The sequence below is a fragment of the Chroococcidiopsis cubana SAG 39.79 genome (assembly GCF_003991895.1).
GTDB classification, from domain to species: Bacteria; Cyanobacteriota; Cyanobacteriia; order Cyanobacteriales; family Chroococcidiopsidaceae; genus Chroococcidiopsis; species Chroococcidiopsis thermalis.
Genome location: NZ_RSCK01000034.1, coordinates 31,482 through 54,245 on the forward strand (window position 1 = coordinate 31,482; position 22,764 = coordinate 54,245).

23 protein-coding genes are annotated in these 22,764 nt (G+C 45.0%); 12 read left to right on the forward strand and 11 right to left on the reverse strand.

Features of this window, described 5'->3' with window-relative positions; genetic code table 11:
- Positions 1-105: 105 nt before the first annotated feature.
- From DSM107010_RS19500 to DSM107010_RS19510, 3 genes are all read left to right on the forward strand, one after another.
- Positions 106-591 carry a DUF4168 domain-containing protein gene (locus tag DSM107010_RS19500; RefSeq protein WP_015156896.1) on the forward strand — a complete coding sequence of 162 codons (486 nt, stop codon included), beginning with the start codon at positions 106-108 and terminating at the stop codon, positions 589-591.
- A 159-nt stretch (positions 592-750) separates the two neighbouring features.
- Entirely contained in the window at positions 751-1,185 is a 435-nt protein-coding gene (ureE, locus tag DSM107010_RS19505) for an urease accessory protein UreE (protein WP_015156897.1), read from the forward strand.
- Positions 1,172-1,861, forward strand: coding sequence for an urease accessory protein UreF (locus DSM107010_RS19510; RefSeq protein ID WP_106166204.1), 690 nt, complete (start codon positions 1,172-1,174; stop codon positions 1,859-1,861). The genes ureE and DSM107010_RS19510 overlap by 14 nt, the downstream gene beginning before the upstream one ends.
- Before the next feature lie 12 nt (positions 1,862-1,873).
- Here the strand turns inward: DSM107010_RS19510 and cbiB are convergent, their stop codons facing one another.
- Complete coding sequence (gene cbiB, locus DSM107010_RS19515) at positions 1,874-2,857, reverse strand: adenosylcobinamide-phosphate synthase CbiB (protein WP_106166203.1); 984 nt, start codon at positions 2,855-2,857, stop codon at positions 1,874-1,876.
- A gap of 24 nt (positions 2,858-2,881) precedes the next feature.
- Between cbiB and DSM107010_RS42310 the strand changes: the two genes are divergently transcribed.
- On the forward strand, positions 2,882-3,007 hold the full coding sequence (locus DSM107010_RS42310; protein WP_255409970.1) for a hypothetical protein: 126 nt from the start codon (positions 2,882-2,884) through the stop codon (positions 3,005-3,007).
- Here the strand turns inward: DSM107010_RS42310 and DSM107010_RS19525 are convergent.
- Positions 3,004-3,447: an Rrf2 family transcriptional regulator gene (locus tag DSM107010_RS19525; protein ID WP_015156901.1), complete on the reverse strand. Its 444-nt coding sequence runs from the start codon at positions 3,445-3,447 to the stop codon at positions 3,004-3,006. The two genes, DSM107010_RS42310 and DSM107010_RS19525, sit on opposite strands and share 4 nt — an antisense overlap.
- Before the next feature lie 594 nt (positions 3,448-4,041).
- On the opposite strand from DSM107010_RS19525, the gene DSM107010_RS19530 reads away from it, so the two are divergent.
- On the forward strand, positions 4,042-4,443 hold the full coding sequence (locus DSM107010_RS19530; RefSeq protein WP_015156902.1) for an AbrB family transcriptional regulator: 402 nt from the start codon (positions 4,042-4,044) through the stop codon (positions 4,441-4,443).
- 399 nt (positions 4,444-4,842) lie between these two features.
- On the opposite strand, the gene DSM107010_RS19535 is transcribed toward DSM107010_RS19530, so the two are convergent.
- A complete protein-coding gene (locus tag DSM107010_RS19535) occupies positions 4,843-6,732 on the reverse strand; it encodes a chloride channel protein (RefSeq protein WP_106166202.1) in 1,890 nt (629 codons plus the stop codon).
- Between the two features lie 727 nt (positions 6,733-7,459).
- Between DSM107010_RS19535 and DSM107010_RS19540 the strand changes: the two genes are divergently transcribed.
- Positions 7,460-7,837 (forward strand): RING finger protein, encoded by a 378-nt coding sequence (locus tag DSM107010_RS19540; RefSeq protein ID WP_041463490.1) that lies wholly within the window; start codon positions 7,460-7,462, stop codon positions 7,835-7,837.
- Between the two features lie 104 nt (positions 7,838-7,941).
- Here DSM107010_RS19540 and DSM107010_RS19545 read toward each other — a convergent pair whose 3' ends face one another.
- Positions 7,942-9,543, reverse strand: coding sequence for an ArnT family glycosyltransferase (locus DSM107010_RS19545; protein ID WP_106166201.1), 1,602 nt, complete (start codon positions 9,541-9,543; stop codon positions 7,942-7,944).
- Between the two features lie 199 nt (positions 9,544-9,742).
- Entirely contained in the window at positions 9,743-10,693 is a 951-nt protein-coding gene (locus DSM107010_RS19550) for a Rieske 2Fe-2S domain-containing protein (protein ID WP_127023666.1), read from the reverse strand.
- Positions 10,694-10,804: 111 nt separating this feature from the next.
- Between DSM107010_RS19550 and DSM107010_RS19555 the strand changes: the two genes are divergently transcribed.
- Positions 10,805-11,557 (forward strand): TetR/AcrR family transcriptional regulator, encoded by a 753-nt coding sequence (locus DSM107010_RS19555; RefSeq protein ID WP_181246281.1) that lies wholly within the window; start codon positions 10,805-10,807, stop codon positions 11,555-11,557.
- A 74-nt stretch (positions 11,558-11,631) separates the two neighbouring features.
- Here DSM107010_RS19555 and DSM107010_RS19560 read toward each other — a convergent pair whose 3' ends face one another.
- Entirely contained in the window at positions 11,632-12,123 is a 492-nt protein-coding gene (locus DSM107010_RS19560; protein ID WP_127023669.1) for a hypothetical protein, read from the reverse strand.
- A gap of 277 nt (positions 12,124-12,400) precedes the next feature.
- Here DSM107010_RS19560 and DSM107010_RS19565 point away from each other — a divergent pair, with 277 nt between their 5' ends.
- Positions 12,401-13,828 (forward strand): sensor histidine kinase, encoded by a 1,428-nt coding sequence (locus tag DSM107010_RS19565; RefSeq protein ID WP_106166198.1) that lies wholly within the window; start codon positions 12,401-12,403, stop codon positions 13,826-13,828.
- 15 nt (positions 13,829-13,843) lie between these two features.
- On the opposite strand, the gene hpt is transcribed toward DSM107010_RS19565, so the two are convergent.
- The 5 genes from hpt to DSM107010_RS19590 form a co-directional block, all read right to left on the reverse strand.
- Positions 13,844-14,371 carry a hypoxanthine phosphoribosyltransferase gene (gene hpt, locus DSM107010_RS19570; protein WP_106166197.1) on the reverse strand — a complete coding sequence of 176 codons (528 nt, stop codon included), beginning with the start codon at positions 14,369-14,371 and terminating at the stop codon, positions 13,844-13,846.
- A gap of 7 nt (positions 14,372-14,378) precedes the next feature.
- Positions 14,379-15,380 (reverse strand): adenosine deaminase, encoded by a 1,002-nt coding sequence (locus tag DSM107010_RS19575; RefSeq protein WP_106166196.1) that lies wholly within the window; start codon positions 15,378-15,380, stop codon positions 14,379-14,381.
- A gap of 66 nt (positions 15,381-15,446) precedes the next feature.
- Complete coding sequence (locus DSM107010_RS19580) at positions 15,447-16,883, reverse strand: NCS2 family permease (RefSeq protein ID WP_015156912.1); 1,437 nt, start codon at positions 16,881-16,883, stop codon at positions 15,447-15,449.
- A 373-nt stretch (positions 16,884-17,256) separates the two neighbouring features.
- Positions 17,257-18,042, reverse strand: coding sequence for an ABC transporter ATP-binding protein (locus DSM107010_RS19585; RefSeq protein WP_015156913.1), 786 nt, complete (start codon positions 18,040-18,042; stop codon positions 17,257-17,259).
- 94 nt (positions 18,043-18,136) lie between these two features.
- The gene (locus DSM107010_RS19590; RefSeq protein WP_015156914.1) at positions 18,137-19,324 is read right to left on the reverse strand and encodes a branched-chain amino acid ABC transporter permease; all 1,188 of its coding nucleotides are present in this window, start codon (positions 19,322-19,324) and stop codon (positions 18,137-18,139) included.
- A 269-nt stretch (positions 19,325-19,593) separates the two neighbouring features.
- On the opposite strand from DSM107010_RS19590, the gene DSM107010_RS19595 reads away from it, so the two are divergent.
- Genes DSM107010_RS19595 through DSM107010_RS19610 form a run of 4 tightly spaced genes read left to right on the forward strand, consistent with a single transcriptional unit; the run spans position 19,594 to position 22,758 of the window.
- Positions 19,594-21,180 (forward strand): glucose-6-phosphate isomerase, encoded by a 1,587-nt coding sequence (locus tag DSM107010_RS19595; RefSeq protein ID WP_106166195.1) that lies wholly within the window; start codon positions 19,594-19,596, stop codon positions 21,178-21,180.
- 27 nt (positions 21,181-21,207) lie between these two features.
- Positions 21,208-21,399: a hypothetical protein gene (locus tag DSM107010_RS19600; RefSeq protein WP_127023672.1), complete on the forward strand. Its 192-nt coding sequence runs from the start codon at positions 21,208-21,210 to the stop codon at positions 21,397-21,399.
- 11 nt (positions 21,400-21,410) lie between these two features.
- Positions 21,411-21,875, forward strand: coding sequence for a cupin domain-containing protein (locus DSM107010_RS19605; RefSeq protein ID WP_015156916.1), 465 nt, complete (start codon positions 21,411-21,413; stop codon positions 21,873-21,875).
- Between the two features lie 4 nt (positions 21,876-21,879).
- On the forward strand, positions 21,880-22,758 hold the full coding sequence (locus tag DSM107010_RS19610) for an alpha/beta hydrolase (protein ID WP_106166194.1): 879 nt from the start codon (positions 21,880-21,882) through the stop codon (positions 22,756-22,758).
- The last annotated feature ends 6 nt before the right edge of the window (positions 22,759-22,764 follow it).

Here is a 22,764-nt window from a genome sequence, read left to right on the forward strand (position 1 = left end):
GTAAGCTGGAATAAAGCGCAGTGAGAAATGGCTGGAACTTCTAACTCTGAAAATGATTCAAAAGAACTGATGCCTCCGGTATGACATTTTCTGCCAACATAAAATATGACTAAATTTTGCTATCTCTATTTACTGACCAACTTCAACCGGATGTTATCGCGATCGCTGCTGATTGGGGCAATTAGCGCGTTGAGTGTAGTTGCTGGACTACCCGATCTGCACAATTTCAGCAATCTCAACTTCAGCACTGCTGCATCTGCTCAAGACTTCAGCGAAGCAGAAGTTAACAATTATGCTAGGGCTGTTTTGGAGGCAGAACCAGTCCGCCAAACGGCTTTAACCGATCTCAAACAAAGTATGGGTTCTGAAGAGTTACCCCGCATTGCGTGCGATCGCGAAGATAGCATCTCTAACCTACCAGATAACGCTCGCAGTATTGCCAAAGGCTATTGCTCGCAGTATGAATCAATTGTGAAAAAATACTTTAGTTCTTTTGAAGAATTTAATCAAATTACCAAAACAGTCCAAAATAATCCCGATTTAAGACAGCGAATTCAAGATGAAATGCTGCGATTACAAGGTAGCCCTTAACGAAGTCGTAATTCGTAATTCGTAATTCGTAATTCGTAATTCGTAATTCGTAATTCGTAATTCGTAAGTAGAGAATTAACTGCTCCCTGCTCACTGGTCACTGGTCACTGGTCACTGGTCACTGATAACTGCTCCCTACTTCCTGATAACTGATAACTGATGTTAACTATAACCGATCGCTTACCAGCTATTAACAGTGCTGTCAATGCTTTTACCTTGGTGCTGACGGCGGAGGAACGTACGAAAAGCCGCCATCGCTTTGAAACTGAGGAAGGAGAAACGGTATTTCTACGTTTACCCAGAGGAACGGTGTTGCGAGATGGAGATATGCTGCGATCGGATAATGGCGAATATTTGATTTTAGTCAAGGCAAAATCAGAACTAGTCTTGACGGTCACAGCAGCTACATCTTTAGATTTACTGAGGGCTGCATATCATTTGGGTAATCGTCACGTACCCCTAGAAATTGGTACTAACTATCTTCGCTTATCTCCCGATCCAGTATTGCAAGCAATGTTAGAACATCTGGGAGTCATCGTAATAGAAGAAAACGCTCCATTTCAGCCTGAAGTTGGCGCATATGGACACCATTAGGAATTCGGAATTGGCGCTACTAAGTTTGCTGCAATTGGCGAGTCCGGCTTTACCAGTAGGGGCTTATAGTTATTCTGAGGGTATAGAAACGCTGGTAGAATGGGGGGCGATCGCAGATGCTCAAAGTTTGCAACATTGGTTAGAACGGGAATTGCATTTTGGCGCAATTCGGATTGAAGCGGCGATGACGATCAGAGCATATAATGCTGTTTTGGCAAGCAATTTAACAAATTTAAATTATTGGAATAGTTGGCTATCGGCGGCGCGGGAAACGGAAGAGTTGCGTAATTCTAGTTGGCAAATGGGGCGATCGCTGATGCGGTTGTTGTTGGAACTTGAGCCACAGTTAGAATCTATATTTAATGCGGTAGGTATTTCGGTGAATTATGCGATCGCCTTTGGAGTGGCTGCGCATTGCTGGCAAATTTCCCAAGAAACTGCTGTTTTAGGTTATTTACACAGTTGGGCAACAAATTTAATTACTGCTGGGATTAAACTGATTCCCCTCGGACAAACTGCCGGACAACAGATTTTAATTAATTTACAAGCTCATATAGTTGATGCAGCTGCTCGGATTTCAGTCTTAACTGATGACGAGTTGAGTAGTTGTAGCTGGGGTTTATCGCTGGCTAGTATGGCACACGAAACTCAATATACGCGCTTATTTCGGAGTTAATAGTATTTCTGACTAAAAACTATAAGTAGAAATTGCGATCGCCCCAATTCCTAATCCCAACCAAATGAAAAAACTATGCCGCGTCAGTTGTAGGGCTTGATGAATCTTTTCAGCTGTGATGGGATAAATCGGTTCTCCAAGTAAAGGCTTTTGCTTGGCTACTCCGCGATACCAATTTGTCCCCCCCAGTTGTACGCCTAAGACAGCTGCATAAGCGCATTCACTCCAACCTGAATTAGGACTAGGATCTTTAATGGCATCTCGCTGACACATTTGCCATACATACAAAGGCTTAAGCGATCGCAATGCGAGAGTTAATACTGTTAAACGACAAGGCAACCACGTTAATCGGTCTTCCAACTTAGCGCTGAATCTGCCTAAATGAGTGTATGGTGCTTCTCGATAACCTACCATCGAATCAAGAGTACTTGCTGCTTTGTATGCCAAGGGCAGAAACGCCACATTTGTATATGGTATGAAGGCAGAGGCGATCGCGTAAAATAAGGGAGCCATCACCCCATCAGTGGCATTTTCCCCTACTGTTTCTAAGACTGCTCTCAAAATTTCTGGTGCTGAGAGTTCTTGCGTATCTCTACCAACATAAAGACTTAATTTTGCTCTCGCTCGTACCAAATCGCCAGTTTTTAAAGGTTGCAAGACATCTTCTGCTGCTGTTCTCAGACTGCGCCCAGCAAAACAACTGGCTAATAAAATGCTATCTGTCACTAGACCCAATAATGGATGTACTTGGCTAGCAGCATAAACCAATAACCAGCTAACAGCACCACTACCAAGAATTAATCCCAAACCTAAAACCACACCCGCCCAGTAGAGCGATCGCTCGGATTTCAAATATTTGAATGCGAAATAATTAAACTGAGAAATTAGCCATCCCATCACCCGCACCGGATGTGGAAAACCCCAAGGATCGCCAATTAAGTAGTCTAAAACTGCGGCGATGAGAAGAGGGCTGGGGGAACTGGGGACAAAATTCAAAATTCAAAATTCACGCATTCAAAATTGGGACAAGGAAGACAAGGGAGACAAGGGAGACAAGGGGCTTCAGGTGCAACTACCAACTACCAATTACCAACTACCAACTACCAATTACCCACATCATACTCATTCCTCGCTTCTCACTCCTAAACCACAAAATTTGTTTCTTCTCCTTGAGCGGCTTGCCAACTACGGGCATCGTAGTAGAGATCGGCAAGAGTAATACTATACAATGCTTCTCTCATTTTTTGATGCAATCGTTGCCAGAGCGTAAAAGTGACCCAATCTTCTGCTTGTCCTGGTTCTGGTTGATGGTGGGGCAAAGGTTCGATAGTTTCTCCGACAGCAGCGAGAATTTCACCTAATGAAATTGCCGCAGGCGATCGCGCTAATTTGTATCCTCCTTGAACTCCCCGCACCGATGTTACTAATCCTGCTCGTCGCATTTCAATCAGTAATTTCTCTAAATAAGGAGCAGGAATTTCTTGCCGAGCGGCAATTGCTTTAACTGCTACCGGAGTGTAATTTGGTTGCAGGCTCAGATCGAGCAATGCTTTAACGCTGTAGTGACCCCTAGTTGTCAGTTTCATTTCTCAGTTATCATTTCTCAGTTATCAGTTATCAGTGAGTGATGAGTCATTAATTGCGACTTGCAACTTGCAACTTGCGGCTTGGAGACTTTTGACTTTTGGCTTTTGACTTTTGACTTCTATCGCCCACTCTTTTTATATTTAGAGAAAATTACTTTACACATTGATGCGTGCAGCAAAAATCACGTAGTTGTCTTTTGGGGGAGAGCAATTTTTCAGTTTAATTACCTACTGAGGGTAGATAAATAGACGAAGTCACTCGTTCCCGAACGAATAAATTTTCCCGAAGATGACGATCGCGATCGCTACCACACAACCAACAGTACTTCAGTCAGTTTTTGCCGATGCTATTTCCTGGGGATGATTCGATTGGATCGGGGATTGACAAAGTTCGGACAGTTATTAGGATGATTCATACTATTTTCAATCAAAAAAAATTTCAAAATTAAGATCGAAAAGCTGAAAGAATTACTATAATCAGTGTATTATAGTTAGCTAAGCTGATATAAAGCTAAATTAAACTAAATCATAGCTTCAGTTAGCTGACAATCAAAACTGTAAACCACCTGCTCCAGTTAAAACAGAACTAAGTTGATGAATAAAAAGAAAAAGATCGAGCCTCTAGCCGGAGAAGCACTGCTCAAGAAAGTCAAAGAGCTAGATAGCCTGAGTAAAGAAGAAAAGGCAAAGGAATGCGGCTACTACACGACTACCAAAAATGGTGTAGAGCGTGTCAATATGATGAAGTTTCTCAACGCGCTAATAGATGCGGAAGGCATTGAATTAGATAGCACTTCCAACTCAAATGGGCGTGGCGGACGTAGTGCCAGCTACCGCATTAGCGTTCAATCGAACGGTAATTTGCTAATTGGTTCGGCATATACGAAGCAAATGGGTCTACAACAAGGAGATGAATTTGTCATCACTCTAGGGAAAAAACACATTCATCTCAAGCAAATAGATGGAGCAAAAGAAGACGTAGAGGCTACAGCTTGAGATTTAGGGGACGCGATCGCATCCAAATCGATCTGCTATTTCGTCAGACTTCAAGCTCAATTTTATCAGCAGCAAACAGTACCTCAAGTTTTGCTAGAAAAGCGCTTTTTGAGAGTTGCAGAGTTAGTTTCTCACCCGAAAGTAAAGCTAGCGGGTGAAAAACTAAGCTGTTCGACTTGTAAGAGTGCGATAACTTTATTGAGTTACTTAGGCGGGTACTTATCGAGTTCCCATTGGAGAAACGCAGCTTAACAAACTTGCCACCAGAGGCAAGCAATTTATTGTTAAGGTTTCCTGACTAGAACTGATAAAGCCCGCCACTATATTTTCGATCGCAAGTTCAATTTGCGATTGACAGGACGTTGACGATTAAATCTACTACTCGCTAGCCACTAGCCATTACTCACTTTTTGGCAACGCTAATTCTTCTACAGGTAGTGAAACTTTGAGATAAGGATGAAGCGCTTTGCGAGTTGTTGCTAGTTTACAAGTTAAAGCAATTTGTTCCCGTTCGAGCAAGCCTAAAACTTGTTCTGGCTGATCTCGATCGACAATTGGTAACTGATGTAACCCCCTGGCTCCCATTCGAGATAGAGCCTCAGATAAAGGTTCATCCGTGTAAGCATAAAGTAAATCGGTCGTGCAAATATCGACCAATTGAGCATCAGCATTTTCCCAAGTTGCGATCGCCCGATTAATATCTTCTAAAGTCACAATTCCTAGTAGTTGCAGTTCGGGATTGACCACCAAAGCACTACGACAATGAGCGTTAGTCATGGATAAACCTGCTTGAGAGACAGACATAGAATCTGGCAACATGAGAGGCGATTCGTAAATTGCTTCTCTTACCAATATTTGCTGCACAATTTCTCGATCTTCGTCCCCAACTAAATTCAAATTCAACTGTTGTAAATTGGCGCTAGATTCAGGAGTTACGCTTTTTTTCAGCCGTTCTACTAACCAGACACTTAAGCCAACCGCCGCCATCAACGGTAAAACAATGCGATAGTCGCGCGTCAATTCAAACAATAATAGAATTGCTGTTAAAGGAGCTTTAGCACTTCCAGCTAGTACAGCTGCCATTCCCACCATCGCGTAAGCTGGCGGACCAGCCATATACATGCCAATTTGTGGTAGCAGTGCCGCTAAAATTTTGCCATATGCTGCTCCCAACGAAGCACCGAGAAACATAGCTGGAGCAAAAACCCCGCCAACCAAACCGCTGCCCATACTAATCGCCGTGGTTACTAGCTTCAGCACCAGCAGAATTAACAATAGCAGCAAAGAAAACTCAACATCCTGAAGCATAGCTTCTATGGTTTCGTATCCAATGCCTAAAATCTGCGGATAGAGCAACGCCACCAAGCCGACACAAGCACCACCAATCACCGGATGCATTGGCAAGGGAACGCGACCCAGCCAAGCAAAACCTTTAACTTGTCCGCGAAAACAGGCTCGTCCCCAAAGGAGTAATTGAGTGTAGGCGATTGAAATAATGCTAGCAGCTATTCCCAAGCCGACATAGAGCGGTAACTCTAAGGGGCTGCGAACCTCGTATACAGGTAAAGCAAAAGCTGGCTGTCCTCCCAAACCAATTTGGGCAACCAGCGCCGATACAACCGCTGCTAGCAAGACGACGCTGACAGCCGAATTCGCAAATGTCGTTCCCAACACCACTTCTAGAGCAAAAAATACTCCCGCAATGGGAGCATTGAAACCCGCTGCCAAACCTGCTGCTGCCCCTGCACCTAAAAGTAGACGCTGGCGTTCTTGCGAGACTTGTAGAACGTGAGCGAGTAACACGCCAAAATTAGCTCCAACTTCGACGCTGGGACCTTCAGGACCGAGCGAAGCACCACTACCCAAAGATACAGAAGCAGCTACCATCTTGGTTACAGGCTGAAGCCGCTGCAAAATAGCATGTCGCGTGGCACTACCAGAAGCCGCAGCAATTAAAGAAGACAGCCCAGGACCGAAATCTTGCCTGCGCGTCAGCATCAATCCGACAATGAATCCGCCCAGAGTTGGAACCAGAGCAATTGTCCACGCACCCCAAGCGGAGAGCGTCCCCATCAAATTAACAAAAGCAACGTAGTGAACGAGTTCGATTAAATAGTGAAATGTCACCACACCCATACCCGTACCGCCGCCAATCAAGACCGCTAGAAGTAAGACAACGGCTTCTGGAGAAGGCTGAAAGCGATTGAGAATGTGGGCAATAGGGTTAGAAGGAGCAGCAAGCCCGCCAGATTGTGGCTGACTCACCTCAGACAGGGAACGATCGGTCATTTAGAGATAAAAAACGAAAAATAAAGTTAAATTTTTTTCACAATCTACTATTACTCATTCTCAGCGATTTTTCTGAAGCCAGACAAGTAGATAGTTGCGATCGTTTAAGAAGCTTTGCTAAGCAAGTGCGATCGCGCTCGAAAAAGAGTTATAAGAGTGCTTAAATGTAGGTTGGGAGCTAATTAGCAATCCCTAATCCGCTCGCGTTCGTCATAGGCAACCGCAAATGACAAATGACTAGAGTAAAGTGAGTAGTGAGTAGTGGCGATATGAGTTGGTAGCAACGAGAGCTGGTGGCTAGCCACTCACAAATGACAAATGACAACAAACACCATCTAGCTTGTAGCTTAACTATTTTCAGTATGCATATAAAATCAGACGATATATTGAATTAGCGTTTAAGATAGAAAAAATAAAAATTTATAGATTCACGTAATCGAACGCTCTAGGCGTGAAGAAACTCGTAAAGCCCCGAATACTCTCAAAGATAGGGGCTAATATCAGAGCGGCTGGTATATACTTCTACCAGTTTTGTCAAAAAGATTTGGCAGGAGCTGCCTATTGCCGTGGTTTGCATCCGCCAGTCCTCGTTATCTCTTGTGAACAAAAGCTAAATTTTTAGTTTGGTTCGATCGCGATCGCTTTATTAGTTGGAATTAGCAGTTTTACATTGCTTATGCCAACAATTTCTCACGCTCCCCAGGTTCGACGCATTAGGTTATCGCTGATGAACACTCACACTGGAAACCACTCTCTCACTTGCCCGATTTGTCAACGTACCGAACAGCTCAAGCCAATCAAAGGCAATCGTGGGCTTTTTACCTGTCCTAATTGTCAAGAAAAATTAGTTGTCAGTTGGAGCGGTCATTACGTGCGCGATCCCCAATGCTTAAAACAAGTTATGGTAGCGCACGCGCTGCGTCGTCAAAGCCGACCTTGGGCAAGAATCATCCGCGACCTTGGTTCGCTCAAACGTCCTGTAGCAGTCTTAACGGCGGGTAGTATCTTTTTGTTAGGGATTAGTATCTTCAGTCTAGATAGCCTCAACAAACAACAATCTCCCTGGGACAGATTGGTAGAAGATGTGAAGGAAATAGCAAATTGAGTCAGTTATCGGCGAACAGGGTGTGGGTAATTGGTAATTGGTAATTGGTAATTGGTAATTGCCCCTCTGCTCCTCTGCTCCCTGCTCGATCGCTCGTGCGCTCCCTACTCCCTTGTAACTAACATCCAGCCAGAGGCTTGACCGAGGGATTCGATCGCTGGTAGCTTTAAACGTTCTAGGGTAGGGCGATCTAGAAGTAAATATGGATGTGGTTGCTGCCACTGTTGTTGCAGTTGGTTGAAGTTACTACTAATGACGCGGCGATCGCTGTAAAAATCTAAGGAAGGACGATTATAGGCGAAGGAAGTGTAGATTTCTCGGTTTGGAGGTGTGCGAGCTTGAATGAGAGCAGCTACGGGTTTGACTTGGTAGGCTTCTGCTAGTTCCCAAACCCAGTGGCGAGAGGTGACGAAGAGTAACAGGGCAACGTACATGCCCCAAATAAGTACGGCGATAAATTGTCTATCTCCCCTCACAGCTAGCCAAGCACTGAAAGTCATCGTGCCTGCTACTGCTGCCAAAATCCACTGTAATTCCCAGTCGGGATCGGTATTCCAAGGACTGTAGTAGAAACTGGCTGCCCACGTCGCCACCGCTAGTAAAGTTAAAAATGCGATCGCGTAGCGGGGATATTTAGCTGGATAGGGTTGCTGCCAAAACTGAGCCAATTGGACTCCTACAGCCAAAGCGATCGCGGGGTAAACTGGTAAAACATACCAGGGCAGTTTAGTTCCCATTAAGGAAATTGCTAGCAAGTAGCCTCCGCCCCAAACTAAGATCAGTTTTGCCCACCTCCAGTTGCGATGATTCCAGGTATAAAGCAGACCGCTAGGTAAAAAGATTAACCAGGGAAAGCAGTATTTGAGAATTTCAAGCAAATAAAACCAGGGGGGATGTTGGTGGTTTTCTACCGCTTGCCAAATCCGGCTGAGGGACTGATCGACGACAGCGCGATCGGTAAACTGATGTCCGTATTGCCACCACTGAGCAGCATACCACGCTGCTACAGGCAAGCTCCCGATCGCGATTCCACCCCATAAATACCAACTACCTAACAAGCGGGGCGTATCCCAAAAGAGAAATAACAGGGCGATCGCTCCGAGTAACAACCCTACCATACCCTTAGTCAGTCCAATCAGTCCTAAACCGATGCCTACGCCCAAGCAGTAGCGCAGATTGCGACGCGATCGCAACAAACACCAAACTGTAAATAGAAAAAAACTGACGATCGCACCATCTAGCATTGCTAGCCTGCCGTGACGTAGCACGGGTAGCATGACTAGGTAAACTAAAGCCGAGAAAATTGCTGGCTGGCGATAGTGAAAGATTTCTCGTCCAATACTGTATAAAATTGGTATACCAAGCGCGGTTAGTAATGCCCCTGGTAAACGAGATGTCTGCTCATTTACCCCACCAATTGTATAGGTGAGAGCTATGAGCCAATGCATGAGGGGTGGCTTATTTAAATAAGGTTCGCCGCCTATAGTTTTTGGGTGCAGCCAGTTTGCAGGCGATCGCCATATTTCTCTTGCGACTTGCGCCACCGTGCCTTCGTCCCAGTCTCGCAACGGTAAGTCACCCAAGTTCTTAGTATATAGAAGTAGTGCTGCCAAGAGCAGTCCCCCAATCCATAACCAATCGGCTCGGCTATGCAGCTGAGATTTCCAATGCTTAGCATTATCCCCAGTCAAAATCCAACGACGCATCTAAGTTTTAATACTCAAGGCTAGGTGTCAATAGAGTAGTGAATTAACGTTCCACTTTGTAGCTGTTTGGCTTGTCTCAGGTGTCAGCAGGGAACGAGTACAATTTACCACTTCTTTCTATTCTTGCCACAATGACGCGATCGCCCAAATTTTGAAACTATCCTAGATGCTCCACGGGCTGCACTGACAAGGCGATCGCTTACCATTCTTGATATAGCTTTTGGGCGTAAAACATAATTTCTTCGTTTGGCAGGCGGATTTTTGGTTTTTGCCTGGGATATAAATTCTCGATTGTTTCTGTATCTTGGCGGATGACTTCATCTACTGCTTTGAGGAGCGAATTCTTTAATAAGATTTTTAAAACTAAATTCTGAATTTTGGCAAAAACTAAAACAAATGTCTTAGTACGATTTTCTGTTTCAGGATATAAAGAATGAATTTGAATGAATTGACCAGAAGGAATTGTAGCAATAAATGAAGTTAGAGAAGGAAAGGAATATTCAAATTGATTGACAAAAGTTTTGGGAACGGTGAACAACACTGGATTACTGGCAAGTTCCTTGAATGTGTTGTCATCTCTAGTCACTTTTTGTAGAAGCTTAGTAGTGTAACCATTTTCTTGATAATCGTTCACCTCAATTGCTTTAATTTTGAATATTTCTCGATGCGTACCATTTTGATGATTGTAATCGTAATTAATTAAAATATTGCTTAAAAAATCACCTTGAATGCTTTTACTTCCAGCAATCCCAACAAATTCAAAACCAGGGGTAATTCTTTCAATTAATTCGGGAATGGGAATTTTCGGCTCGCATCCCCCATACGTCCAGATATTATCGCCAATAACCGTCAAATCTAATTTTTCTAACAAAGGTTGAGTTACTGTTTCCTCTCGGTACAACTGTCCTTGCGTGTCAAATTCTAGGGCGTGAAACGGACAAGTAATGGTATCTCGCGCTCGACAAATCCAGCCATCGGAGAGCGGGGCTTGCATGTGAGGGCAAATATTATCTAAGCCAAAGACTTCGCCTCTTTGATTTTGCCACAGTACGTAATCTCGACCGTTAAGAGTAATTTTATGAGGTTTATTAACTCCTAGCATCGAGCGATGAGCAATCAACCACGGCGCACCAGGAAGAATAGGATGCATAGACTGACCTCTTAAAGATCTAAAATATATGACGGTTTATTCGTATTTTCTCAAAATATGACGGATTGTTCGTGTTTGTCAAGCAAGGGTGGTGAGTCACCTACAAAATCTATGCGTCGTTCACCGAAACAGCAACGAGGTAAGCAAAGGGTAGAAAAAATTTTGGATGCTGCGGCTGAGGTATTTGCTGAGGTAGGTTATGAAGCCGCTACAACCCATGCGATCGCAACACGGGCAAATACAGCTGTTGGTTCGCTTTACCAGTTTTTTCCTGATAAAGCAGCTATCTTTCGCGCCCTAGAAATTCGTCATGTCGAACGAGTAAAAGCAATGTGGGCTAAGGTAAACACGCCTAGCATTATTCAGTTACCTCTGAGACAGATGATTCAACAGCTAGTAGCCGCTGTTGCCAAACTATTCGAGCAACCGACATCTCGTGTTGTTTTCGTGCAATTTTTCACCGCACCAGAAATATTTCAAACAATTGACGAGAGTTTGACTCAAGAGGCGATCGCATTTATGGCTAGTTTATTGAAACAGCGCCACCCTACCTTAAGCGACGAGAGAGCTAGCTTATTAGCCGAAGTCTGCGTTCATTGCAGCAACACATTAATTTTGATTGCTCTCCGCAGCAGCGAAACTCACAGTCAGCAGCTCATCCAACAGATTGAAGATCTACTCGTATCCTACCTAAGTCCTCATGTTGGCGATGAGGTATTGCAGGGCGAGGTAATGAAAGTAATGAAATGCCCTCACTGCCAATCCGAACGACTATCTAAAAACGGGCATCGCCACGGCAAGCAGCGTTATTTGTGTAAAGATTGCGGCAAGCAGTTTCCAGCATGGAAAGGAGCATTGCCATGATTCAGTTTTCACCAAAGCTCTAAATGACTAGATCCGTTTACATTTATGCGCTGCCAAACTAGCGTTAACTTCAGCTACTCTTCGTATTGTGTCATTACTTTTCGGTACTGTTGTGCAGTCAGCGCCATCTCCGCTAATATTTCGCGTTGCTCCTGCACGATGCTTTGTGCCTCTGCCGCTGCTCGTTGTGCCTCTTGCGCTATACGACGGGCTTCAGCAGCCTGCTGTCGTGCCTCTTCCGCAGCACGTCGCGCCTCTTCCGCAACACGCCGCGCCTCTTCCGCAGCACGTCGCGCCTCTTCCGCAACACGCCGCGCCTCTTCAGCCTGCTGCCTTATAGCCTCTTTGGTCTGCCGCATCTCCTCCGCGAATTCTCGGCTCTCCTCAGAAGCCTGACGGTCTTTCTCCGACTGGATGCGCTGTTGTTCGGCAGCATATTGGTGCAATGCAGCTTGCTGCTGCTGCTCAGCACTTATCTCTCGCTTTACTTCCGACTCGCGCCGATGTTGTTCGGCGTTTTGCCGTTCCCGTTCCGCTTCCTGTCGCTGTGGCTCGCTTGCTGGCATTGTTTTCTTCTCCATCTAGTTAGTCAAGCCGCAAGGTTAAACTAACAATCGAGTTGACATCACGAGCAGATGCAAACAACTAGAGTATATCTATAATTTTTCATGCAAGGAATCTACCCAACGCGATCGCCTGTGTCACTCCGATCGCATCTCATCGACAAAAACTTTCACGGAAAGTATCCTTCAATACAGCAAATAAATCATTATTCCCATGCTTCCCTTGCTTATAAATCCTCAGATACAGTAACAGTACGACTCGCGTGGAGAAGATTCAACCATGCTATGTGTAGACGAACTGTTAACGCTGGAGTTGTTTCAACAGCTTTCCCAAGAGCAGATTCACTGGGTTTGCGATCGCGCTCAAGAAATGGAGCTATCTAGCGGCGAAGTCTTCGTCAAACAAGGAGATCCGCCACGGGGATTTTATGTCATGCTATCAGGTCGGGTGAGCATTACCCGCATCAGCGAAGGGATCGAAATGCCGATCGGACAGCACCAAGCACCTGCTTTTTTTGGCGAGATTCAAGTCTTAACCGATGAACCAGTCCCCGTAACATTACGCGCTCTTTCTGATTGTCGGCTCTACGAAATCTCAGGCGATGACTTTCGCACCCTCCTACATAGTTGTCGAGGCTTCGAGCGCTTAATATTTCGAGCCGTACAGAAACGATTGCGCGGTTTAGAGTCTTTTATTCAAAATCGAGAGAAAATGGCGGCTCTAGGCACGCTAGCGGCTGGCTTAGCACACGAACTTAACAACCCTGCGGCAGCTGTAATTCGTGCTTTGCAAGATATCACCCCAGCATTGCTCGAACTCCAACGGATGAATTTTGTTTACGGACAGCGCCAAGTAGAGGTAGAACATACAGAAAAATGGCTCAAAGTGCGTGACGATGGTTGGGATGCGGTTGTCAACCGTCGCATGAACCCCATTGAATTTAGCGATCGCGAGGAACAATTGCTTGAGTGGTTAGAAAACTATGGCGTAGAAGATGCTTGGAAACTCGCCGAACCATTAGCAGCTGGAAATGTAGATATAGAGACTTTAACCCAGCTGATGGAGCGCTGGAAGGACGATCCGACAGAATTAAAAGATATGGGGTTGCGCTGGCTGGCGCTGTCTTTTGAGGTTATGTGTACGGTTTCGAGTGGCTTGCGGGGAGCGCAGCGAATTTCTCAGCTCGTCCAGTCGATGAAATCTTATTCTTACATGGATCGCGGCGCGCAACAAATTGTTGACGTTCACGATGGAATTGAAGATACATTGCAATTATTTGCTTACAAATTCAAGCAAGGAATTGAAATTCAGCGGAATTACGATCGCTCTTTGCCCAAAATTCTCGCTTTTGGTAGCGAGTTGAATCAAGTTTGGACGAACTTAATTGATAATGCAGTTGATGCGATATCTTCGATAAGCTTTGCTAACGCGGGGAAAGGAGTCATTGAATTAGCTACCGCTCAAAATGGCGATTATATCCAGGTACAAATTGCCGATTCTGGTGCTGGGATTCCTGTAGAAATTCAATCGCGTATTTTCGAGCCTTTCTATACGACAAAGCCTGTAGGTTCTGGTTCGGGTTTAGGTTTAGATGCAGTACGGCGGATTGTCGAGAACCGTCACCAAGGAACAATTACATTTACATCGCAGCCTGGTAAGACTTGTTTTACAATTTGTCTGCCAATTGCTACACACAGTTATCAGTGAACAGTTACTTTTTATCTACTCCTCAATCGCGTAGATTGCTGGTAGTTGACGATATTTTTCGTCCATATCTATACCGTAACCGACAATAAAGCGATCGGGAATTTCAATTCCTAAATAATCGATTTCAACTTGAACTTTGCGGCGTGAGGGTTTATCGAGTAAGGCACAAAGTTTGAGCGAGGATGGATTATCAGCTTTCAATATTTCTATTGCTTTTGAGGTTGACAACCCAGTATCGACAATATCTTCAACTAAAATGACATCCTTGTTGTTAATAACACCTTCAGTTAAACCCATTAACATCTTGACTTCACCCGAACTAGTGGTAGAACAACCATAGCTAGATAAACGGATCAGTTCGACATTACAAATCGGAGTTTGCATCTGCCGGATCAAATCGGCGAGAAAGATAAACGATCCTTTCAAAACACCAATGACAATTGGAAACCTATTCTGATAATCTCGATCCAACTCCCGCGCTAATCGCTGCACAGTTGCTGCTATTTCTGACTGAGAAATGAGTGGAACGAGTTTTTTATTCATAGTTTTTCTATTTCACCATAAACTCATCTAATTCAGTAATTCGAGTCTGCTTCTCTTCCGCACTCAAAAACGTTGCTTGAAAGGAATTTTTCACCAATTTATAAATATCTTGCCTACTCAAATTTAAAGCCGATTCTATTTCTTGTAAATTCTCAGCCACGTAACCGCCAAAATAAGACGGATCGTCAGAATTTACTGTCACGCACAATCCCATGTCTAATAATTGTTTAATGTTGTGCTTTGCCATCGAATCGAAAACACAAAGTTTGATATTAGATAGCGGACAGACAGTCAGAGGAATTTGTTTTTCAATTAAATATTCTAATAACTTTGGGTCATCGATGCAGCGTACACCGTGATCGATACGCGATACGCCTAAAAGATTTATGGCTTCCCAAATATATTCTGGTGGTCCTTCCTCGCCCGCATGAGCAACAGTAAGAAATCCTTCTTCTCGGGCTTTATCAAAGACTTTTTGGAATTTTGAAGGTGGATTTCCTACTTCTGAAGAATCCAAACCTACTGCTGGAATTGTATCTTTATAAGGTAAAGCTTGTTCTAAAGCTTCCATTGCCGATTCTGCGCTTAAATGTCGTAGAAAACAGAGAATCAAATAAGAAGAAATATCGAGTTGTTGTTTTGCTTCCTGTAATGCACGATAAATTCCTCGATGAACTGTTTCAAACGAAACCCCTCTAGAAGTATGACCTTGAGGATCGAAAAAGATTTCAGCGTGGCGCACATTTTGAGCAGATGCTTTTTGCATGTATGCCCAAGTTAGATCGTAAAAATCTTGTTCTGTCTGCAACACGCTCATTCCTGCATAATAAAGGTCGAGAAATGATTGCAGGTTTTGAAAGTTGTAAGCAGCACGAATTTCTTCTACCGATTTGTAGGGTAGTTGAATATTGTTGCGATCGGCTAATACAAACATCATTTCTGGTTCGAGGGAACCTTCAATATGTAGGTGTAACTCAGCTTTAGGAATCTGGCAAAAGAATGAATTCATCTTTAGAGAGTTAGTAGTTGCGTGTAGAGACGTTACATGTAACGTCTCTACATATAAATATGAAATTTATTCAGATGTACCGAAGCGCAATGTCATAAAGACAAATCGAATTATGAAAACTGCGGCTAAAATCCAAGTTGCGATCGTAACTTCGTGGGCTTTGCCTTGCAGTGCTTTGGCAATTGGATAGGTGATAAAACCAACTGACAACCCAGTGGCAATTGAGTAGGCAAGGGGCATAAACAAAATCGTCAAAAATGCCGGAACAGCTTCAGCTACATCACCCCAACGAATATCTGATACACCTGTCATCATTAACACGCCTGTAATGACTAGGGCTGGTGTAGTAGCGTAGGCGGGAATTGCCTCGAATAAAGGAACTAAGAAGATCGCCAGGATAAATAATACACCTACGATCGCAGCTGTGAAGCCCGTGCGCCCCCCTTCCGATACGCCTGCGGCTGATTCTGCATATGTAGTGACTGTAGACGTACCGATCAGCGCCCCAGCAGTTGTTCCTACTGCATCGGCAAACAGTGCTTGATTGACTCGCGGTAGTTTTCCATCCTCTTTAATGTACCCTGCCTTCATGCCGACTCCAGACAGAGTACCAACGGTGTCAAAAATATCGACGAATAAGAATACTAAAAGTATGGCGATAAAGTCGAGGAAGTTGTTAGCAGTCAATCGCGATAAACCGAAAATGCCTTGTCCGATCAGATCTGTCGGTAGGGTAGGGATCTGAAAAATTCCTTTGGGCGGGGGTGTAACACCTACAATCCAACCGAGTAAGGCGGTGGCGAGTACCCCCCAGAGTAATGCCCCCTTAACGCGGCGTACTAAAAAAGCTGTAGTAATAATAATTCCGGCAACAGCTAGTAGAGTATTAGGTTCTCTGAAGCTACCCAGGGTTGTTTTTGTCACTTCGCTGGCGATAATTAGCCCAGCACCTCCAGTTTTCGGATCGCCAGATATCCCAATATAGGCAATAAATAAACCGATCCCTACTGATGTTGCTGTTTTCAGCGACATGGGAATGGCATTGACAATTTGACTGCGAACGTTGGTAAGGGTGAGGGCAATAAAAATCAATCCTTCGGCAAATACAGCCGCTAGTGCCAAACGCCAATCGATTTTTAGGGTTAAAACGACAGAATAAGCAAAAAAGGCGTTTAATCCCATGCCAGGGGCGAGGGCAAAGGGATAGTTGGCAACAAATGCCATTACCAGCGTTCCAATTGCGGCTGAGACTGCGGTAGCAAAGACTTGTTCGGCGAATAAATCTTTTGGCTGCTGTAGAAAAATCGCATCCGACAAAATTAAGGGATTGACGACGAGGATGTATGCCATCGTCATAAAAGTTGTCAATCCTGCCAGAGTCTCGATCCGAAAGTTAGTTCTATACAGGTCAAATTGAAAAAAACGAGCGATCGCTGCTTGCCAACCCGTATACTGTGGCGTAGGTGGTTGCTGTAGTTCTAATCGATCTGTATCGCTGCTCATTCTTTGGCTGTCTCCACCAAGTTATCTTTGCTTATCAATTTTGAGGAAGTTCTCAGCAAGCGTCAGTCAGGCTTGTTACTCTAACGACATAAAAGCTGTCTTTTGCACCTAAATTTAGTGACTACTGGGTGCATACTGTATGTCGTTGTTCGATCGGTTTTTTGTGTCAAAAAACACCAACTCTAAACTTGATAAGAAAAGTTAACTGGCGCTGGCTAAAGCTGACTATTGCAGTTAGAGCGCCAGAGACTCGAATGTGGCTCAAATTAACCTTCCACCTCAGATACCATTAACAAATCTCAATGTTTCATGGGAATACTCCCTAAGATAGAGATTGTTTGAAGCGATACACATCTTTGACAACAGTATTGGATTATTTTCCTAAATATGCCTCTAGCACTTGAGGATGTTGTTGCATTTCCTCTGGGCTACCATGAGCTAAGTTACGCCCCTCTGCCATCACCCAAACGCGATCGCACAGGGACATAATCACATCCATATTGTGTTCGATAATCAAAAATGTCATACCTTCGCGGTTCCAAGTTAAAATGCGATCGCAAATTTGTTCGATCAACTTGGGATTTACCCCCGCCGCAGGTTCGTCTAACAAAATTAACTTGGGTTGCGTCATTAACGCCCTTGCCATTTCCAATAACTTGCGCTGTCCTCCCGATAGCGCCCCCGCATACTCGTGCGCCATATGCGCCAAGCCCACCGATTCTAGCAGAGCCATCGCTTGTTCTCGCAGGATTTGCTGTTCTTTGGCGATCGCCCAAGGTTGAAATTGCAGCCGCCAAAAGTTCTCTCCGTCTTGCTTTTGCGCCCCTAGCATCATGTTTTCTAGTACTGTCAGCCGCGAAAGCGTCCGTGCGACTTGAAATGTGCGTACCATACCCTGTAAGGCAATTTGATAGGTTCTCAATTGCTGGACTGGCGCACCGTCAAAAATTACCCAGCCGCGATCGGGACGAATAAAATTTGACAGTAAGTTGAATAAAGTTGTCTTACCCGCACCATTGGGACCAATTAACCCCGTAATACTTCCTTTCGCTACTTCTAAATCGGCATTATCCACAGCCTTAATCCCGCCAAAACTTTTGGTAAGACCGCTAGCTGATAATAGTGGCATTGGTTGGGATTGTAGATCTTTGGATTCCATTGATAATGATTGGTAATGGGTAATGGGTAATGGGTAATGGGTAATGGGTTGTTGGTTGGTCTTAGACAAATGACAAATGACAAATGACCAATGACTACTTTCCAAGTGTCAATTCTTCTTTCTTACCTAATATTCCTTGCGGTCGCCAAATCATCAGTATCATCAGTAGTAAGCCGATAACCATAATCCGAAACGCACTCAGGCGCACGTCATCGAGGGGTACGATTTTGGGCAAGATAAAACGGGTGGCGCTGTCGTAAGCAAAGAAAACAACTGCGCCGAGGATCGTACCGAAATTGTTACCCGCACCACCTAAGATCACCATAATCCAAGCATCGAAAGTTGTCTGCGGCTGGAAATCGTTCGGATAAATTGAAGTTTGCTGCCATGCATACAAAGCACCAGAAATCCCAGCGATCGCCCCGCCTAACATTAAAGCTTGCAATTTATACCAAAAGACGTTTTTTCCTAAAGCGCGGGCAACTTCCTCATCTTCGCGAATTGCTTTTAATACCCTTCCCCAGGGCGATCGCGCTAGCACTTCTAACCGCCATACGACAAAAGCTAGCACCAACACCGAGATCAGCATCAATCCCGATTTTTCGTAGTTGGTGAAGTTGTATAGTCCAATAGCTCCCGCCGCATAGGGGACAAAAATCAACAGCGTCGCCACTATGCCGACAATTGCCCGAAAGACTAGTGGTAAATAACGAGTCACAAACGACTTTTGACTTTTAACTTTTGACTTTTGACTTCCGATCGCCCATTTCCAAAGTTTCCAGTAACACGCAACCACAACTAATGTGAGTAGCCCTACCATTATCCATTTCATCACCGTGTCGGGGTTAAAATCTGTTAAGGGTAGAGGATATCCCTGCAATCCAAAAGCCCCAGGTGTGGGAGTATTAGGAGTTGGTAAATCTTGATTGTTGACCACCAAGCGAATGAGTTCCGATACCCCAATCGTGACAATTGCTAAGTAGTCTTCCCGCAACCTTAGTGTTGATAAACCAATTAACCATCCTAAGAGAGCGGCTACTAAAGCTCCAGCTAGCGTTGCTACGATTAAGGGTACGCCATACATGCTTAACAATACAGTCGTGTATGCTCCCAAAGTCATGAAAGCAACCAGACCAAAGTTAATTAACCCCGTTAAACCCCACTGCAAGTTTAACCCCAAGCTGAACAGGGCAAAAATTGCTGTAGAAACTGTCAGAAACAAGATATAGGCAACCCAACCGATAATTGTTGGATCGTTCATCAGGGCGTTTAAATCTAACATAAGCGTTGCTAAACCCGTCGCCACACTAGGGAATGTATGCTTTTGTGCTAAAAGATTTTAACCCAACAAGGATAGAAGTCAGTAGCGATCGCATCTTTATCTCACCGAGACTGTTTTCTGCAACAGCTACGAGAAATCAAACTAAAGGGATACACAGCAAGCCCGTCCTCTAGTCAACACTAAAAACTATATAAGACTGCAAAACGCAAGCAACAGCTTCCTTTAAACTAAGACTTGTTATCAGCGCAAACAGTAAGTAGAGAATTGTTATGGATGCTGCGGCACTTTGGCAACGCTATCAAGACTGGCTCTATTATCACGCCGGACTCGGATTTTACGTAGATATCAGTCGGATGCGCTTTGACGATGCATTTGTAGAGGGGTTGCAGCCCAAGTTAGAGAAAGCATTTCAAGATATGGCGGCTTTAGAAGGGGGAGCGATCGCCAATCCTGACGAAAATCGGATGGTAGGACATTACTGGCTGCGCGATCCCGATCTGGCTCCAACTCCAGAAATTAAACAAGAGATTGTTGAATCTGTAGACCAAATTGAAACCTTTGCCCGAAAAATTCATAGCGGAGCAATTCATCCACCCCAAGCACCCCGCTACACTGATATTATCTCTATTGGTATTGGCGGCTCGGCACTCGGTCCCGAATTTGTCGCTGAAGCTTTAGCTCCTGATTTTCCTCCCCTGGCGATTCACTTCATTGATAACACCGATCCGGCGGGGATCGATCGCGTGTTAACGCGGGTGAGAAATCGTCTCACCAGCACTTTAGTTATCGTCATTTCCAAATCTGGAGGCACGCCAGAACCGCGTAACGGCACGATTGAACTCAAAGCAGCCTATGCAGGTCACAATTTAGACTTTACCAAACACGCGATCGCCATCACGACTCCCGATAGCAAACTCGATCGGCAAGCAAAATCAGAAGGCTGGCTAGCCACTTTCCCCATGTTTGACTGGGTGGGGGGACGCACTTCAGAACTGTCCGCCGTCGGCTTGCTACCAGCCGCTTTGCAGGGGATCGACATCCGCGCGATGCTGGCTGGCGCAAAAGAAATGGATGTAGCAACCCGCGTTGCCGATCTCAAAACCAATCCCGCCGCTTTGCTTGCCCTCGGTTGGTATTACTCTGGGAACGGACGCGGTGAAAAAGATATGGTGGTGCTGCCCTATAAAGACAGCCTCTTACTATTTTCCCGTTACTTGCAGCAATTGGTGATGGAATCTCTGGGTAAAGAAAAAGACCTCGACGGTAACATCGTCCACCAAGGAATCGCTGTCTATGGTAATAAAGGTTCGACCGACCAACATGCCTACGTCCAGCAATTGCGCGAAGGCGTACCTAACTTCTTTGCTACCTTTATCGAAGTCTTGGAAGACCGTTCGGGTTCCTCACCAGACATCGATCCAGGCGCAACTGCTGGAGATTATCTCTCTGGCTTCCTCCAAGGAACTCGCCAAGCCTTGTATGAAAAACAGCGCGATTCCATTACCATTACCATTCCCCAAGTCAACCCCCACACAGTAGGCGCATTAATTGCCCTTTACGAACGAGCTGTAGGTTTTTATGGTTCGCTAGTCAATATTAACGCCTACCACCAACCAGGCGTGGAAGCAGGGAAAAAAGCAGCCGCCGTGGTGTTAGATTTGCAAAAACAAGTCTTGCAAGTCCTGCAAGAGGCTAAAACTCCTTTATCTCTGGCACAAATTGCCGAGAAAGCCGCAGCCACAGACCAAATTGAGGCAATTTATAAAATTCTGCGCCATCTGCAAGCAAATCGGAGAGGGGTGGCAATGCAAGGCGATCCCGCCCAACCCGGTAGTTTGACGTTTTCTTTAAGTTAATCGGGATTCGGGATTTGTAGGGGCGGGTTGAGCGAAAGTTTGACAGATGAGGCGATCGATCTTGGTTCAAAACCCGCCCGTACAGGATTCGGGAGAATTGTAGAGACGTTACACGTAACGTCTCTACAATTCCTTACCACATTTGGTTACATTCTGTTGCTAGCGCAACACTTTTTTACAGAAAACTGGGTTAGATTAGGAGCGAACCACTTAGTCTAAACGGGTTTGGTATGGCTGCTCATCGGGGTATTGAGATCTATCCGCTAGCTTCAATTCAAGGGGGAATGGCTCAGTTTTATACTCCCCAGTCCAGCCACGAGACAATGTTGGTACAGATTCCGCCGCACACGATTGACGATCTCTTCGTTCACAAATCTCAGACAGACCAGATTTTAGTTGTTAGAGGGCGTTTAGCCCTCGTGACTTTAGAAAATAAGCAGTATCGCTACACTCCATTGAGCGATCGCCTGCCTCAAGTTGTTAAAATTCCCCCAGGCGTGCTACACGGTGCAATAAATCTAGATTCCGAACCATGCACGATCGTTAACGCCGTTCTGCGCCATCGTCCGACGCAACCGCGAGATTATATTCCTCGTCCCCGTCCTTTTCCCTACAATCTCGCGATCGCGGGAGCTAAACTAGCAGAGATGGAGGCTGTAATTATTCAGCAAGCCTTGGGTAGTGTGGGAGTATGACTGATTGGTAGATCCGGCATTTCTTTTATTCGTGCAGCACGGCTGGGCAGATGATAACCGTGCCATGATGCTACTGGCGCGTCGGTTGGTCACAGATACAATTCCAGTGTTTGCGCCGAGTCTGGGTTACGTTCAAACTTGGGTGAGAATTGAGCCTTTGATTCAGGCAGTGGAAAAGCTGGCTAGCGAACAGATTGCCAAATATCCAGACGTACCGCTGAAGATTATCGGTCATTCGATGGGTGGTTTGATCTGGTTAGAGGTATTGCATAAGCATCCTGAGTGGTGGTCTAGTATTCACTCGTTGGTTTTGATTGCATCGCCAGTCGGTGGTGCAGATGTGGCACGGGCGATCGATCCTTTAAATTGGGGAATTGGGATTGCTGGCGATCTGGGAAAAAATCGTAAGCCAATTGCAGCCGCGATCGCCTCTATAATTCCCACATTAGTTATTGCTGGCGATATTGATGGTGGTAGCGATGGCACGGTTCCAGTAGAATCGACAAAGTTTCAAAATGCTCGGTTTATCTGCTTGCCAGGACTAGCTCATGCCGTTTTGCGAAATTATCCTACGGTTGCCACCATCATTCAAGACTTTTGGATGGATGCTAATGTCGGTGAGGCGATCGTCTATGACGATATCGTACAACGGTTGCAGGCAGTACCAGGCATGACAGACGGTCATCGCCGCGATTTTAGTAAAGCCCAAATTGCGATCGCACTGCCAAATGGTGCTACTATTCGCACTTGCAAGAACTTATTTGGGATTGATTGTGTCTTTGTTGCCTCTCCTACCGGAGAATGTTTGTATGCAGGCTTTGTTGGTTGGTTGCACGCACCAGATTTACAAAAAGCTCTAGAAGATATTCAGCAAGCATATTAATTGATT

Bases quoted from the DNA above. Each gene is read 5' to 3' on its own strand.
- DSM107010_RS19500 (WP_015156896.1), top strand. From the start codon at position 106: ATGACTAAATTTTGCTATCTCTATTTACTGACCAACTTCAACCGGATG.
- ureE (WP_015156897.1), top strand. From the start codon at position 751: ATGTTAACTATAACCGATCGCTTACCAGCTATTAACAGTGCTGTCAAT.
- DSM107010_RS19510 (WP_106166204.1), top strand. From the start codon at position 1,172: ATGGACACCATTAGGAATTCGGAATTGGCGCTACTAAGTTTGCTGCAA.
- DSM107010_RS19525 (WP_015156901.1), bottom strand. From the start codon at position 3,447: ATGAAACTGACAACTAGGGGTCACTACAGCGTTAAAGCATTGCTCGAT.
- DSM107010_RS19530 (WP_015156902.1), top strand. From the start codon at position 4,042: ATGAATAAAAAGAAAAAGATCGAGCCTCTAGCCGGAGAAGCACTGCTC.
- DSM107010_RS19535 (WP_106166202.1), bottom strand. From the start codon at position 6,732: ATGACCGATCGTTCCCTGTCTGAGGTGAGTCAGCCACAATCTGGCGGG.
- DSM107010_RS19540 (WP_041463490.1), top strand. From the start codon at position 7,460: ATGAACACTCACACTGGAAACCACTCTCTCACTTGCCCGATTTGTCAA.
- DSM107010_RS19545 (WP_106166201.1), bottom strand. From the start codon at position 9,543: ATGCGTCGTTGGATTTTGACTGGGGATAATGCTAAGCATTGGAAATCT.
- DSM107010_RS19550 (WP_127023666.1), bottom strand. From the start codon at position 10,693: ATGCATCCTATTCTTCCTGGTGCGCCGTGGTTGATTGCTCATCGCTCG.
- DSM107010_RS19555 (WP_181246281.1), top strand. From the start codon at position 10,805: ATGCGTCGTTCACCGAAACAGCAACGAGGTAAGCAAAGGGTAGAAAAA.
- DSM107010_RS19560 (WP_127023669.1), bottom strand. From the start codon at position 12,123: ATGCCAGCAAGCGAGCCACAGCGACAGGAAGCGGAACGGGAACGGCAA.
- DSM107010_RS19565 (WP_106166198.1), top strand. From the start codon at position 12,401: ATGCTATGTGTAGACGAACTGTTAACGCTGGAGTTGTTTCAACAGCTT.
- hpt (WP_106166197.1), bottom strand. From the start codon at position 14,371: ATGAATAAAAAACTCGTTCCACTCATTTCTCAGTCAGAAATAGCAGCA.
- DSM107010_RS19575 (WP_106166196.1), bottom strand. From the start codon at position 15,380: ATGAATTCATTCTTTTGCCAGATTCCTAAAGCTGAGTTACACCTACAT.
- DSM107010_RS19580 (WP_015156912.1), bottom strand. From the start codon at position 16,883: ATGAGCAGCGATACAGATCGATTAGAACTACAGCAACCACCTACGCCA.
- DSM107010_RS19585 (WP_015156913.1), bottom strand. From the start codon at position 18,042: ATGGAATCCAAAGATCTACAATCCCAACCAATGCCACTATTATCAGCT.
- DSM107010_RS19590 (WP_015156914.1), bottom strand. From the start codon at position 19,324: ATGTTAGATTTAAACGCCCTGATGAACGATCCAACAATTATCGGTTGG.
- DSM107010_RS19595 (WP_106166195.1), top strand. From the start codon at position 19,594: ATGGATGCTGCGGCACTTTGGCAACGCTATCAAGACTGGCTCTATTAT.
- DSM107010_RS19605 (WP_015156916.1), top strand. From the start codon at position 21,411: ATGGCTGCTCATCGGGGTATTGAGATCTATCCGCTAGCTTCAATTCAA.